The 16,560-nt window shown below is 38.3% G+C and carries 9 protein-coding genes; all 9 read left to right on the top strand.

The window, feature by feature from the left end:
* Positions 1–84: 84 nt before the first annotated feature.
* Positions 85–3,417, top strand: coding sequence for a glycosyltransferase (locus ACWJAF_RS06490; RefSeq protein WP_448862944.1), 3,333 nt, complete (start codon positions 85–87; stop codon positions 3,415–3,417).
* A gap of 63 nt (positions 3,418–3,480) precedes the next feature.
* Positions 3,481–5,226 carry a glycosyltransferase family 2 protein gene (locus tag ACWJAF_RS06485; RefSeq protein ID WP_448862943.1) on the top strand — a complete coding sequence of 582 codons (1,746 nt, stop codon included), beginning with the start codon at positions 3,481–3,483 and terminating at the stop codon, positions 5,224–5,226.
* A gap of 23 nt (positions 5,227–5,249) precedes the next feature.
* Positions 5,250–7,409, top strand: a complete 2,160-nt coding sequence (locus ACWJAF_RS06480; protein ID WP_448862942.1) for a glycosyltransferase — start codon at positions 5,250–5,252, stop codon at positions 7,407–7,409.
* 82 nt (positions 7,410–7,491) lie between these two features.
* Positions 7,492–8,268 (top strand): ABC transporter permease, encoded by a 777-nt coding sequence (locus ACWJAF_RS06475; protein WP_296030645.1) that lies wholly within the window; start codon positions 7,492–7,494, stop codon positions 8,266–8,268.
* Between the two features lie 10 nt (positions 8,269–8,278).
* The gene (locus tag ACWJAF_RS06470) at positions 8,279–9,013 is read left to right on the top strand and encodes an ABC transporter ATP-binding protein (protein WP_448862941.1); all 735 of its coding nucleotides are present in this window, start codon (positions 8,279–8,281) and stop codon (positions 9,011–9,013) included.
* A 20-nt stretch (positions 9,014–9,033) separates the two neighbouring features.
* Positions 9,034–9,639, top strand: coding sequence for a hypothetical protein (locus ACWJAF_RS06465; RefSeq protein ID WP_448862940.1), 606 nt, complete (start codon positions 9,034–9,036; stop codon positions 9,637–9,639).
* Positions 9,640–9,687: 48 nt separating this feature from the next.
* Positions 9,688–11,487 (top strand): glycosyltransferase family 2 protein, encoded by a 1,800-nt coding sequence (locus ACWJAF_RS06460; RefSeq protein WP_448862939.1) that lies wholly within the window; start codon positions 9,688–9,690, stop codon positions 11,485–11,487.
* Positions 11,488–11,513: 26 nt separating this feature from the next.
* Positions 11,514–13,079 (top strand): glycosyltransferase family 4 protein, encoded by a 1,566-nt coding sequence (locus tag ACWJAF_RS06455; protein WP_448862938.1) that lies wholly within the window; start codon positions 11,514–11,516, stop codon positions 13,077–13,079.
* Between the two features lie 121 nt (positions 13,080–13,200).
* Positions 13,201–16,521 (top strand): glycoside hydrolase family 2 TIM barrel-domain containing protein, encoded by a 3,321-nt coding sequence (locus ACWJAF_RS06450; RefSeq protein WP_448862937.1) that lies wholly within the window; start codon positions 13,201–13,203, stop codon positions 16,519–16,521.
* Positions 16,522–16,560: the final 39 nt, after the last annotated feature.

Here is a 16,560-nt window from a genome sequence, read left to right as displayed (position 1 = left end):
AGGGAGGTAGCTATGCTATCAAGAATACGACAGAAGTTGCTGGGTATAAAATACAATTTGGATGTTTTTGAACAAGACGGTGACATGTTGACAATAAAAGGATGGATATTTTCTGAAAAATACAAGATAGGAAATGTACATTTTGTCATTAAAGATCAGACCGGAAAAGAATTTCAAATCAAAGGAAGATATAAAATCCGCAGAAATGATGTGTATCAGGTTTTTAAAGCGGACCGCGCAAAGAAAAGTGGATTTTATGCAATGGCACTTGTAGAAAATTCGGAAGGCTATGATGCGTGGATTGCGTTTGAAGCAAAGAAAAAAGAGTATCGTTTTTACTTGGGAAAAATCACAGATTGTATGAAAAAGTCTAAAAATCTTCCGCCGAGAATTACAGAGATTGAGATGGCAGATGAAGGAATTGATATTACTTCAATGTTGAAAAAGCAGAAGGATTATAAGTTTGAATTCCCGGAAGAACTTTATTCAGAATGTGTGGATATTATTGTTCCGGTATATAATGGATATCGTTTCCTGGACAAATTGTTAAGTACCATTTCGCTTACAAAGATGAGATACAGACTGGTTTTGATTAATGACAAGAGTCCGGATGAACGTGTACTAGTTAAACTCGAAGAATATGCAAAAGATAAAGACAATGTTATTTTATTAAATAATGAAGAAAATCTTGGCTTTTTACAGACTGTAAATCGTGGATTTGATCTTGGCGAACATCATATAGCACTGGTAAATACAGACGTTGAACTTCCGGAATTTTGGCTGGAACGTTTGATGCTTCCGATTTTCCAGAACGAACAGGTTGCTTCAACGACACCATATACAACATGCGGTACTGTGTGTAGTTTCCCTGAATTTGGAAAGGATAATAAATTATTCCTTGGATTGGATGTACAGCAAATCGATGAGGAATTTATCAATGTTCCTCCAAAATATACAGAAATGCCGACTGGTGTTGGATATTGTATGGGAATGAACCGAAAAGTATTAAAAGAGATTGGAAAGTTTGATACAATTTTTGGAAAAGGCTATGCTGAGGAAAATGACTGGTGTCAGAGAGCTATTGAAGCAGGATATAAGAATGTACAGGTGGAAAATCTTTTCGTCTTCCATAATCACGGTGGAAGCTTTTTAAGTGAGGATAAAAAACGTTTTCTGGAAGAACATGAGAAGATTCTTCTAAAAAAGCATCCATATTATAAAAAAGATATCGATAAATATTGTACTCTGGATCCGAATAAAGAGATTCGGGAATTTATAAAGCTTAAATTGATCAAACGCTATACAGATTGCGAGACAATTCTGGCATTTGATCATAGCCTTGGTGGAGGAGCGACCAAATATCTGATTGGAAAGAAGAATATCTGTCTTAAAGAAGGAAAGAGATTCATTACGGTTCGATTTGATTATATTAAGTCATCCTATGTTATCAATTATTGTTATGAGAATTATGAAGTGAAGTTATATGTAAAATCTCGTAAAGAATTGATGGATATACTTGTGTATTTTGAAATTGATGAAATATGGATCAATGAACTGGTTACGTATCCGGATCTTTATGAAGTATTGAAAGATATTCGTGGGTTTGCCCAAATGTATAATGTCAGGATCAAAATGTTGATTCATGATTTCTTTGCAGTATGTCCGACCATTAACCTGTTGGATTATAAAGAAGAATATTGTGCATTGCCGTCATGCAAGACGTGTAATGAATGTCTGAAGCGCGTACATTCTATACAATCATTGGAATATGAATCTATGGAGACATGGAGAAAAGAGTGGAAAGAATTCCTGGTTGCATGTAATGAAGTTGTTGTATTTTCGAATGATTCAAAAAACATTGTGGAAAAAGCTTTTGGAAAACTGGAGAATATAGAAGTTATACCTCATCAGATTGACTTTATACCGGTACTAAATAAAACTCACAAAACAACAAAGACATTGAATATTGGTTTGTTGGGAATCCTGACCAAACATAAAGGAAGACGGATTGTTGCAGAGATGGTAAAACATATTGAACAGGAGAATCTGAACATTCGGATTATTCTGATCGGAAGCTCTTCAAAAGAGATAAAAAGTCCTGTGTTTAAGCAGACGGGAACGTATACAAGAGATAGCATTCCAAGATTAGTTTTAGAAAATGATATCGATGTTTTCCTGATTCCGTCTATCTGGCCAGAGACATTCTCTTACACAACAGAAGAGATTATGACAATGAAGATGCCAGTGATGTGTTTTGATATAGGAGCGCCGGCGGAACGTGTGAAGAAGTATGAACAGGGAACTATCATTCCGGAAATGTCTGCAGAAGCTGTTCTGGATACAGTGAAGAACAACAAAAAGATACAGGAGTTGTTAAGGAAGAAACATATTAAGAGAAAAGTATTATTTGTTGTAGAAGAAGTAACGTTTTCTTCAAGATACAGAGTGGACCATTTGAGAGAACAGCTATGGCAGAAAGGAATAGATTCTGAGTGCATTACACTTGCAAAAATTGAAAGATGTAAGATGGATAGCTATACGGATGTAGTTGTGTATAGAAGTTCTAAGACAGAAATTATTCGAAAGCTAGTGGAAAAAGCACATCGTAAGGGTGTAAGAGTATATTACGATATTGATGATTATATCTTCGATTATCCGGCAATTCGTAATCTGAAATTTCTGGAAGGGGAAGATTATGAAGGCTTTGAAAAATATTCCAAAAATATTTACCGCACCATGTGCCTGATGGATGGTTTTATGGTGTCAACGGTAAATCTGAAACATGCAATAGAAAAGAAATTTCCGGATAAGGAAGTGTTAATTAATCGCAATGTTGCAAGTATGGAGATGCTGACACTTTCCTTATGCACGAAAAAAGAAAAATCAGAGAAGATACGCCTTGGATATTTTAGTGGTTCAAAGACTCATAATGAAGACTTTGAAAGCATCAAAGATGTATTGATTTCATTAATGGAGAAGAATCCGAATGTATATCTGCTAATTGGTGGTCAGATTGAACTGCCACTGGAATTCAATTCCGTAAAAGACCGTATTGAAAAATTTGATTTCGTTTCATGGAAAAAATTACCAAATCTGATTGCCAAAGCTGATATTAATCTGATGCCGCTTGAAGATACATTTTTCCATGCATGCAAATCCGAAAATAAATGGATGGAAGCTGCATTGGTACATGTTCCGACAATTGCGTCTTGGAACAGTGAGCTTGCAGGAGCCATTGAAGACGGGGTGAATGGATATCTCTGTAAAGATATGCAGGAATGGAATGATAAATTACAGAACTTAATCAGTGATGAAAAACTGCGAAAAGATCTGGCAGAATGCGCACATGAACGTGTATTGGAACGATATACAACCTATACGCTGGAACCAGAAGTTTTAAAATTTTTCACGGAATAAAAGAGTTAAATGAGCAGTATTCACTGCTCATTTCTTTTAAAGACCAAACGGGAGGAAACAAGGTTGAATAATAAAATTGTTCGTGGAATGAAGAAAATCTGGAAAAACGGACTGTATGGGACGATAAAAAACTACAATGAAAAAAAAGAGACACAAAAGATATTGCTGGATACAGTCCGCAAATATCATATGATCAGTGAATCAGAACGAGAAGAGCAGAAACGTAGCGTATTTGCTGATGCACCGTGTATCAGTATTATTACGCCTTTATATAATACCCCGATTAGTTTCTTGGAGGAGTTGCTAAAATCAGTTCAGAACCAGACATATGAGAACTGGGAATTCTGTCTGGCAGATGGAAGTGACGAAGAACATACACTGGTTGGGAAGATATGTCGGGAATATGCTGCAAAAGATGTAAGAATTAAATACAAAAAACTTGAAAAGAACGATGGAATTGTAGGAAATACGAATCAGGCTGTCAGAATGGCCTCAGGAGCGTATTGTGGCATGCTGGATCATGATGATCTGCTGCATGAATCAGCACTGTATGAATGTGTAAAAGAGATACAAAAAGGTGCGGATTTCATATATACGGATGAAATGAAATTTTCAGAAGATCCTAGTATGTCTACAGATATTGTATGTAAGTCAGGATTTGGGAAAGATGAACTGAGATCTCACAATTATATCTGTCATTTTGTTGTCTTCAAAAAAAGTCTTCTGGATGGCATGAAGGAATTGTATCGGAAAGAATGTGAAGGCAGTCAGGACTATGATATGGTCCTAAGGCTTACAGAACGCGCAAAAAAAGTATCGCACATTCCAAAGATTCTTTATTACTGGAGAGTGCATGCAGGTTCTGTTGCAATGGATTTGTCCGTAAAGCAATATGCGGTGGATGCGGCAAAGAGTGCAATTACCGGACAACTGGAAAGATCCGGAGAAACAGGAACAGTTGAGTGTAACTTTCCATATGAGACAATATACAGAATTAGATATGATATAAAAGAAAAACCAGTAGTCAGTATTTATCTATGGGGAGAAGAGAAGGCGGCTGAAAACTGGGAGAAGATGAAAGAACAAATGGAACTTCTTCTGAAAAAGACCAGTTACAGACCATTGGAAATAATCCTTCCGTTAGAAAAGACACCAGAAACAATCCCATGCGAAAAGATGTTAAAAGAACAGGTGAAGCTGATTACATGTGAAAAAAATCAGAAAGAAAACTGGTATGGATGGATGAAAAGAGCAGGGGAAAAAGGATCTGGAGATTACAGAATCTGTCTGAACCACTGGTGTTATCCAAAGAGTACAGACTGGATCGAAGAGATGCTTATGTATGCCATGAGAAATGATGTGGGAGTAGTAGGCGCGAAGATTATGGATAACAAAGAAAATATCTGCTTTGGCGGCGCCGTACTGGATAGAGATTCTGCAAATAGAATACACGTGGTAAACGCTGGATTGCCGGACCGAGAACAGGGATATGAGGCCAATATGAGACATGTGAGAAATACGTCCATACTAACAGGAATTTGTATGATGGTATCGGAGAAACATATGGATGAACTGGAAGATTTTGAGGAAGCGATGGATGGCTGTGCAGACGCAGATCTTTGTATGCGCAGTAAAGAAAAAGGTCTGTGGAATGTATGGGATTGCTTTGCTGAAATGTATTATACAGGAAAAAATAGTATAGATGATTTCTGGAATGAGAATAAAAACTGGCAGGAAAAATGGAAAAAACAGATAGAGCAGGTAGATGAATACTATCATCCACTGCTGAAACAGCTGAAGAAAATGTAGGTGATAGGATGGGAGCAGCTCGTTTGATTAAAAAAGCATTTGTTACAGTCCGTGATGAAGGTGTAACCGGATGCACAAAAAAAACAAAGGGTTATATAGAAAAGCAGATAAAAAAGAGAAAAAAAGTAGAAAAAGAATATAAAGATATACTTTTTATCAGCGGATGTGGGGAAGACCTTCCTCATCCATGGAGATACCGGGTAAAGCATCAAAGAGAACAGCTTGAGGCGTACCGGTATGCAACGGATGAAGTTTACTTCAGAGAACTTGAACTGGACATGGTACGTTATTACCGTGCATTTGTGTTCTTTCGCTGCCCGGAAACAGAAGTAATCCGGGAGTTTGTCGCGGTGGCAAAAGAACTGAATAAGAAAGTGATTTACGATATTGATGATCTTGTTGTTGATACGGCGTATACGGATCAGATACCGTTTGTGGCAGCGATGAAAGCAGAAGATAAAAAAGCCTATGATGCAAATGTAATGGATATGCAAAAGCTTTTAAAAGAATCAGATTTTGCAATCACAACAACGGGGCGTCTGGAAATGGAACTGCGAAACTATGTTCCAAAGGTTTATCTGAATCGAAATGTAGCGTCGGAAGAAATGGTGGCATTGTCGAAACAGGCATGGAAAAATGTGAAAAAAGAGGACGGAATTACCAGAATCGGATATTTTAGTGGAAGTATTACGCATAATGCAGATTTTGAAATGATTCTGCCGGTGTTGGAAGAGGTACTGGAAGTACATACAGACGTAGAATTATATCTGGCCGGAGAACTGGACCTTCCGGAAGAATTAAAAAAATATCAGGAACGCATCAAGAAGGTACCGTTTGGAGATTGGAGAAAACTTCCTGAAATAATCGCACAGATGGATATAAACCTTGCACCATTGGAAGAGACAATTTTTAATGAAGCGAAATCTGAGAATAAATGGACAGAGGCCGCACTTGTAAAAGTGGTAACAATTGCAAGTGATGTGGGAGCATTTCATGATTGCATGGAAGACGGAAGAACAGGACTGCTTTGTAACAGCAAAGATGAGTGGAAAAAAGCTTTGGAGAAAATGATTGAATGTCCTCAGGAACGAAGAAGAATAGCTGAAAATGCATATCAGGAATGTGTGAAAGGACATGCAACATTTAAAACTGGACGGAATATATGGAAGATCATGGAGGAAGAACTTACAGAAAATTACATTTTTGTACTTCCCGGGCTGGAGATCAGTGGTGGAATTAAAGTTGCGTTGAAACATGCGGCTATGTTGCAAAGAGCAGGAAAAGATGTTATGCTCTTTGCGCTTAGCACAGAGGAAAAATGGTGTGAGTTTGACGGATGTAGATTCCCGGTAATCAGTCTTGAAGATACCAGATGTTCTGGAAAAGCCGATTACATGATCGCGACGATGTGGACAACGGTAGAAAAGATTGAAAACTACACAAGGGCCAGTCATAAATATTACCTGGTTCAGAATTTTGAAACGGATTTTTATGAAGAAAACCATCCGCTTAGAAAGCTGGCAAATCAGTCGTATATGCCAGCAGATGGTGTGGAATTTTTGACGATATCAAGATGGTGCCAGGAGTGGCTGTTAGAAGATTATGGTCATCGGTGTGCCTATGCACCAAATGGACTGGAAACAGAACGATTCCCTGTCAGGCGGAGAAATCTGAATGGAAAAATCCGTATATTGATCGAGGGAGACTGTGCGGTAGACTACAAAAATGTAGATGAATCTTTTGGAGTGACAAACGGACTTGATAAAGACAGATTTGAAATCTGGTACATGTCCTATAATGCACAGCCAAAAGAAACTTACCGTGTAGATCGTTTCTTCCACAAAGTACCGTATGAGAAGGTCCCGGAAATATATGAGCAGTGTGACATTTTGTTGAAAACCAGTCTTCTGGAAAGCTTTTCATACCCACCACTTGAAATGATGGCTACCGGAGGGTATGTTCTGGCCGTTCCAAACGGGGGAAATGTAGAATATCTGAAAGATCATGAAAACTGCCTGTTATATGATGCAGGGAATATTGCACAGGCAAGAGAAAAACTGGAGGAACTGATACGTGACGAGAAGATCCAGGAGAAGCTTTATCAGAACGGGCTGTCTGTGGCAGCTGAAAGAGACTGGAAGAATGTTGAAGGTGAGATCCTTAGAATGTATCAGGTAAAATAAACCGATACTTGTTTAATAGAGAAAGAAATGCTATACTAAAAAAGATTGTTCAATTATAACAGATAAAGTTGGAGGAATAATTGTGACGAGGTATATACAAAATTTTAAAAAGTTTCAGCCACTGTTAAGTGAGCTGATCGCACGAGATATCAAAGTAAAATACAGAAAATCCGTGCTGGGTGTTTTATGGACATTACTGAATCCGCTCTTTATGATGATTGTATTGTCTGTGGTATTTTCGAACCTGTTTAAATTTGACGTAGAGTATTTTCCGGTATATTTGCTGAGTGGTCAGCTGATATTTAATTTTTACTCAGAAGTAACGACTACATCAATGTCAGCAATCATAGATAATGGACCATTGATTAAAAAAGTTTATGTGCCAAAATATTTGTTTATTCTAGCAAGAACCTTTTCAAGTACAATTAACCTGCTTGCATCTTTCACAGCATTGATCTGCGTAATGGTAGCGATGCGTGTGGAACTGCATTATACAGTATTACTTGTACCAATCCCGCTGTTTTTTATCGTGGCATTTTCACTGGGGGTAGGATTGTTATTATCGGCAATTACTGTAAAATTCCGTGATATCATGCATTTGTATTCAGTATTTGTTACTGCATTGATGTATCTGACACCGGTTATTTATCCGATGTCCATACTTCCGGAATGGTTAAAGCCAATTGTATTGCTGAATCCGATTACGAATATTTTACAGATGTTCAGGAATGTTATGATGTATAATACACTTCCGAGTCTGAGTTCAATCGCAATTGCATTAATTGAATGCGGAGTTATGCTGGTAATCGGTTTATATGTCTTCTACAAGAGACAGGATAGCTTTATTTTGGATATATAAGGAGAACATTATGGAAAATCAAGAAATTATCAAGGTAGAGCATGTATCGATGCGGTTTAGCCTCGCATCAGAAAAAGTAACCAGTTTTAAAGAATATGTGATCAAAACTGCAAAAAAGCAGCTTTCATATGGAGAGTTCTGGGCATTGAAGGATGTAAGCTTCAGTATCAATAAAGGAGATGCACTGGGATTGATCGGACTGAACGGAAGTGGAAAAAGTACAATGTTAAAAGTAATTGCCGGTGTGTTAAAGCCGACAAAGGGCAGTGTACAGATCGGTGGTTCGGTAGCACCACTGATTGAGCTTGGGGCAGGATTTGACTATGATCTGACGGCGGAAGAAAATGTATATCTGAATGGCGCACTTCTTGGATACTCAAGACAGGAGATGCAGAAACACTATGAGGATATTGTAGAATTCTCGGAACTGAAGGATTTTATGAATGTTCCAGTAAAGAATTTTTCTTCCGGAATGATATCCAGACTTGCATTCTCGATTGCAACAATTGGAATTCCGGATATTTTGATTGTCGATGAAGTATTGTCTGTAGGCGATTTCAGATTTCAGGAAAAATGTAAAAACCGTATCAAACATATGTTGGATCAGGGAACAACACTGTTGTTTGTTTCCCATAGTATTGAACAGGTAGAAGAACTGTGTAATAAAGTCGTATGGTTAGACAAAGGAACCGTAAAGATGTTTGGAGATTCTAAGAATATTGCAGAAATATACAGTGCTTCATAGGATAGGAGTATATCGAAACAATGAAATCAAAAATAAAAACAATTATTTTAATTTTAGTTATTTTAGCATTGGCCGGAGTTTATGCGGTTATAGATAAGCCGGTATCTTTTTATAATACAAGCTGTGATACTAGTAAATTTTTATCGATCCCTCTGGAAGAAGGAAAACAGATTTCGCAGAATTTTCAGTGTAAAGAAGAAAAACTGGATGGAATGGCAATCAAGCTGTCTGCAGATAACATCCAGGATAAGAGTCAGGCTGTGATTTCCTATGAAGTAGTGGATCAGGAATCTGGAGATTGTGTTGCACAAGGAGAAGAAAACCTTGGGAAATTGCGCAGCGGCAAATTCTTTAAGCTTAAGTTTGATACTGTTGTAAACACAAAGGGAAAGAATTATACATTCAATCTGGTCGTGAAAAACAGTGCAATGGGTACTGTGCAGGTATTCTATACACCGGGAGCAGATAATACCGCAACATTAACTTATGATGGAAATGCAATTGACGGAGTGGGGGTTATGCGTTCGCTGACACATCGTTTCGATCTCGAAACATATATTGTGACATTATGTTTTGCTGCTTATATCATTCTGTTTATGAGATGGCTTTATAAATTGTTTAAATAAAAGGCAGGGCAGATAATTATCTGCCTTCTTTTTGTATTACGACAGAGTATGGAACGAAAACTGTTCCAGAGAGGTAAAGTAGGTGGAATTGTGCAAAATCGAATTAGTAAATATATAGAATCATATGGAATCGGAAAAACACTGGGCATCATATATCAAAAGCTTACAAAAGAGAACAAGAAGCGTTATGATCTGTGGCGGAAGAACCACGAGATGTCAGAAGAAGTTTTGGAAAAGCAGAGAAATCACAAATTTGTGTGGGAGCCGAAATTCAGTATTGTGGTACCATTATATAGAACCAATGAACGATATCTGCAGGAACTGATTGATTCGGTTAGGAAACAGACCTATAGCAACTGGGAATTGTGTCTGTCGGATGGAAGTGGAAAAAATTCACCGCTAAAACAGATGCTGTGCGAATTTGAGAAGATGGATAAAAGAATCCATGTGACTGACAAAGAGTGTCAGATGCAGATTTCCCAGAATACCAATGAAGGGATTGCAATTGCATCCGGAGATTATATTGTGTTTGCAGATCATGATGACTTACTGGCACCAAATGCGCTATATGAATGTGCAGCTGTTTTTGAACAGTATCCAGAAATAGAGATGATATATTCGGATGAAGACAAAATTTCCATGGATGGGCAGCAGCTTTTTGAGCCACATTTTAAACCAGATTACAATCCGGATCTTTTGTGTTCGGTAAATTATTTCTGTCATCTGGTGGTGGTAAGTAAAAGATTAATGGAAAGAGTAAAAGGACTGGATCCTCAGTTTAACGGAGCACAGGATTATGACTTTGTCCTTAGATGTACAGAAAATACCGGAAATATCTATCATATACCGGATATTTTATATCACTGGCGGGCACATATGGATTCCACAGCGGAGAATCCAGAGAGTAAACGATATGCATTCGAGGCTGGAAAAAGAGCAGTACAGGCGCATTATGAACGGATTGGCAGAAAAAATGCAATCGTGGAGGAGACGGAAAATCCGGGTCTGTACCGTACCAGATATCAGATAAAAGAAGAACCAAAGGTATCTGTAATCATAGAATACAGAGAAAGCAAAGAAAAACTGGAACGATGTATAAAATCAATAGAATTATCTAATTGGGAAAATTATGAAATTTTGGTGGCAGCAAATCTTGAAGAAGACACAAAAATAGATGGATTAAAAGCATATCTTGAAGCCTTGAAAGAAGAAGGAAGGATTGAAGTAATTTATAATTCGGCCGATAAAACAGAAGCAGAAATAAGAAATAAAACGGCCAAAGAAACTGCAGGATCTTATCTTTTATATTTGTACGGAGATGCAGAACTCGAAGATGGTGACAGCATCCTTGAACTGACAGGAATATGTATGCGAAAGGAAGTGGCATGTGTCGGGGCAAAGATTTGTTTTTCAAAAAATCTTGTGGAGCATGCAGGAGTTGTGCTTGGAATGGAGGATGCGGCTGGATATGCTTTTTATGGAGTGTTAGACGGAGATCATAATTATTTTTCCAGAATGAATACACAGATGGAGTATAGTGCTGTGGCAGGAGCCGGGATTATGGTAAAAAAATCTGTTCTGGAAGAACTAGGTGGATTTGATGAAAAATTTACCGGGGCGTTGGGGATGATTGATTTCTGTCTTCGAGCCGGAGAAAGTGGAAAATTAAGTGTATATACGCCTTATGCCAGAATCTATCATGAAAAGAAAGAAAAAAATCCGGAAAAGACAGAGAAGGAATATTTTAAGCTACGCTGGGATAAAAAGATAAAAAACGGAGATCCCAATTATAATAAAAATCTGTCATTGAAAACAAGTGACTTTCGGATACGGATAGAAAAATCTTGAAGCTGGAACATAAAGGAGGACCAAAATTGAAAGAAAAGACGGAAATGATTTTTGGTGGAAAAATAACGAAGATGGAGGGTATGAATATAGAAGATGATGGCTGTTGGGAATATCAGCAGCCAGACCCACATTTATATATCAGACTTGATGTACCAGTATGTAAGATCAGGATTGCTTATGAAATGGAAGAAGCGATGATGGACGTATCAGATGAACATATGACTGTTTACTACAGCAAGGATGGGGAGGATTATTCAGAAGACAGAACCGTAAAAAGCTGGGTACAGTCTGATAAGGGGGTACAACTGGATATACAGTGGGAAACTCCGGTTCGTTCGATCAGACTGGATCCGGTAGAGTGTACAGGTAAATGCAAGTTCCGATATTTTACTTTGGAAGCACTTGCAGATTTAGAAGACCAGAATGAAAAGGAAAAAGTAATTGTTTTAACCCACGAATTATCCGAAACAGGCGCGCCGATACTTGCCTGTAATATTGCCAGAAAGATGAAAGAAAATGGAAAAGGAGTAACCGTACTGTCACTTTTTCCGGGAAACGGTTATCTGGAAAGCAGATATAGAGAGAGTAAGATTCCATTGATCTGTTTGGGCAGTCATCCACATGCAGAACAGAAATGGATCAGGATAGATCAAAAAGGTGAGCAAAAAGAACTTACGTCAGAAGAGCATTTTGCTCAGGAAATCAAAAAACTTCAAAAAAACGGATATCATACAGTCATTGCAAACACGGTCGTATCAGGTATTTGTATGAAAAAATTAAAGGAATGTGGATTTAAAATCATTTCATTAATTCATGAGATGAAGACGACAATTGAGTATTATGGATTTGTAACACCTGGAAAAAATGTGGCCAAATATGCGGATTACGTAGTATTTCCAAATGAATTTGTAAGAAATGACTTTAAGAACGTTTTTGGAAAGATAAGTGGGAAACCATTTATCCATCCACAGGGGGTATATCTGAAAAAGTGTGAGGAAGAACGGCCGGAAGTATTAAAAAAATATCAGCTTGATGAAAAAGAATATGTTATGAGTTCTGGAACGGCGGAGCTTCGAAAAGGAGTGGATCTGTTTGTCGATGCAGCAATTGTTCTTCTGAATAAAAAAGCGGACATACATTTTGTGTGGACGGGGGAGTTTCAGAATAAAGAATTGGAATGCTGGATGAAAGACCAGATACGCAGAAGCGGATTTGAGGAGAATTTTCATTTTGTTCGATTTGTAAAAGACAGTGAAGAATATGGCCAGATTCTGAAAAATGCAAAAGCATTCTGGGGATTGTCAAGAGAGGATCCATTTCCGTCTACGGTGCTGGAAGCGATGAATAACGAAGTGCCTGTCATAGGTTTTGCCTGTACAGGAGGAATTCATGTGATGCTTTCTGAGGGAAGAGGAATTTTGGTGGATCATTTTGATTTGAAACAGGTTGTGGAAAAAACCTGTAAAATCTTGGATGGGAAAAACCTGAAAAAGAAACATATGACAGCGAAAGCCAGACGCTACGTTCAGGGTCTGAATTTTGAAAATTATGTGGCATTTTTAGAAGAATGTGTAAATCGTGTAGAGAATTAAAATTTATTCACTGAAAAAAGCACATTTTTTGTCGAAAATGAGGAAAATATTATGTCAATATGTTATGATTGAACAAAAGAGGAGGAACGGGTGCTTCAAGTGCCATTCTAAAAGGAGAGAGATGAAAAGGAAAATAGCAATATTACTCGTCGGAAGTATGGTTTTCTCCGGTGTTCCGTTTGTAAATGCGCAGGCAGTAAATGGAACGCAAACCGGAGTAGAAGAACAAACGGTTGAAGAAACCATACCAGACCCGAAAACGAATGAAGAAGTACAAAAAGATGCCGAAAATCAGGAAGAAACAGGTACAGAAGAAGCAGTCGTGGAAAATCAGACAGAAAGTGTGACTGCAGAGGATGATAATGAATTACCGATTGATCCTGCCGATAAGGATGATCCTGAAACCCCGGAAGAAGATCAGGCAAAGAGCCGTCAGGTAGTGAATATTGACAAGGGATGGGAATTTACAGCCAATGATACAACGACGGAAGGTTGGAGTTTCCCAAACGGAGGAGCATCCGGAACCGTAGATCTGCCACATTGCTGGGAATATGTACATCCATCAAAATCATATATTCCACAGTTTAACCAGAAAACCGTGACTTATACCAAAACGGTGGATGTTTCGGAGATAAAGAACAACCATATGTTTTTGAAATTTTACGGATCAGCACGTAATACAGAAGTGCTGATTGATGGTGAAAAAGTAGGAACACATGTTGGAGGGTATTCAGCGTTTGTATTTGATATTTCCGATTATGTAAAGGAAAAAGATCAGATTACAATCACTGCGAATGTAACCAATATGGATACAACATCTATTCCGATTAATGTAGATTATACACAGTGGGGTGGAATTTACAGAGATGTGGAACTGATTTCTACAGAGGATCAGTATATTGCAACAGAAGATTATGGAAATGATGGTATCTATGTGGATTATAGTCTTCAGGGAAATATGGCAGCAGTAAAACTTAGAACAGAACTGTCAAACAAAGCAGAAGAAGCTAAGAATCTGAAACTGGTTACCGAAATTCAGGATGCAGACGGCAATCAGGTGAGTGCGGATGAAAGGACGGTAATGGTAGATGCCGATACAACGGCTGAGTCTTTTGAAACAAATTACCGTATTCCGTCTGTCCATTTGTGGAATGGAACAGAAGATCCATATCTTTATACGATGAAAGTAGAAGTATACGATGAATCAGGAGAAAATCTTCTGGATACCGTATCTAAGGAATTTGGTGTCAGAACCTATGAGATCAAAGATGGAAAATTTTATCTGAATGGCAATGAATACGAAATCCACGGTGTGGGACTTCATCAGGACCGTGAAGGATATGGAAATGCTGTACCGGATGAACTTAAGAAACAGGATCTGGATCTGATGCAGGAGATGGGAGTAAATGCAATTCGTACATCTCATTATCCACATGATCAGTACGTATACGATCAGGCTGACGAAAGAGGTATCATTGTGTACGCAGAGATTCCATATTATCTACTGCTTTCCAATGCAGAATCTTATCAGGATTCCGTAAGAGCGCAATTAAAAGAAATGATCCGTCAGGGATATAATCATCCATCGATTATGATGTGGGGAATCCAGAATGAAGTATATCAGTCAGATAAATTTGCACAGTTTGGCGATGACTTTAAAGTAGATAAAGAAACATTGATCGCATTCAATAAAAGTCTTGCGGAACTGGCGCAAAGTGAAGATGAAAGCAGATATATCGTGCAGGCTGAAATTGACGGAACAGATGAGAATGAAACGGCGGCTGAATGGTCAAGAGATGGAAGAGTAGATTTTACAGGATTAAATCTCTACGTAGGATTCAAAAGCGATGTATCCAGTGCTGGCGAAGAAGGAAGAAAAAAAATTACAGATACATTAAATAAGAAGATTGATAAATATAAAAAAAATTATGGCACAGAAGATACGCCAACTTCGATTATGCTTACGGAATATGGAGCCGGAGCCAATATCAATCAGCATGCAACTGTAGATGAGGATTTCTCATGGAGCGGGAAAGATGAATCAGGAGATAAACATTACGAAGAGTATCAGTCTTATCTATTGGAAACATATTATAAAATGATTCAGGACAGAGGAGATATTCCGGTGAGTTTTGTATGGAACATGTTCGATTTCTCGTGTTACAGAAATGAGGGAGGACTTCCAAGAACAAATACAAAAGGACTCGTCTGTTACGATCATGGAACCAAGAAGGATGCATTTTATTTTTATAAAGCAAACTGGAATCAGAAAGATAAGTTTGTATATCTGACAAGCAGACGCTATACGGAAAGAAAGAAACGTATAGAACAGTTAAAGGTTTATTCTAACTGTGACAAAGTAGAACTTTTTGTAAATAACAAATCCGTTGGCTATGGTGAAAAACAGCAGTCCGGAGTGTTTGTATGGAATGATGTGACGTTGGATGCAGAAAATGAAAATGAAATTCGTGCAGTAGGAACGGTGAATGGAGATTATAAGTCTTATACAGATGAAATTTCCGGTATTACCATTACCCCGGCATCCGTTACATATCAGACCCATATGCAGGACAAAGGGTGGATGGATGAAGTAAAAGACGGAGAGACAGCAGGTATAACCGGAGAGTCTAAGAGAATGGAAGCGTTGAAAGTAAAACTGGAAGATGCCAATTGCGAGGGCTCTGTGGAATATCGTACCCATGTGGAAAACAAAGGCTGGCTTGACTGGGTAAAAGACGGAGAACTTTCCGGAACCAGTGGCGAATCTCTTAGAATGGAAGCTGTTCAGTTAAAATTAACGGGAGAGATTTCGGAGAAATATGATATGTACTATCGTGTACATTCGCAAAATTTCGGCTGGCTTGACTGGGCAAAAAATGGTGAAAAAGCAGGAACTGCCGGATATGGATACCGTCTGGAAGCAATTGAGATCCGGCTTGTGAAAAAAGGCGGCGAGACACCTGGAAAAACAGATAGACCAATGGAACAGAGAATGGTAAAATATCAGACACATGTACAGGACATTGGAAACAGCGGCTGGGTATATGATGGAGAACTGGCAGGAAGTGTTGGAAAATCTAAGAGAATGGAAGCTATCAGTATTCTGCTGCCATCTCTTCTGAATGCAGATGTAAATTACAGTGCACATATACAGGACATTGGCTGGCAGAAAGAAAAGAAAAATGGACAGCTTGCGGGAACGGAAGGACAGTCCAAGCGACTGGAAGCAATCAAAATCAGACTTTCTGGAAAAGAAGCGGATCAATATGATATTTATTATCAGGTACATGCACAGGATTACGGCTGGCTTGGCTGGGCAAAAAATGGAGAAGCCGCCGGAACGGAAGGTTTGTCAAAGCGACTGGAAGCAGTTCGCATTGTAATTGTAAATAAAGGAGATGCAGCTCCTGGAAATACAACAAAACCATTTGTAAAAAAATAGCAGAAAAAATGGCCAGCAGATATTTCTGCTGGCCGTCTT

It is taken from the genome of Dorea sp. (genome assembly GCF_977044405.1).
The sequence above is the reverse complement of the archived record's forward strand: the minus strand, read 5'-3'. Positions and strand labels throughout refer to the sequence as shown.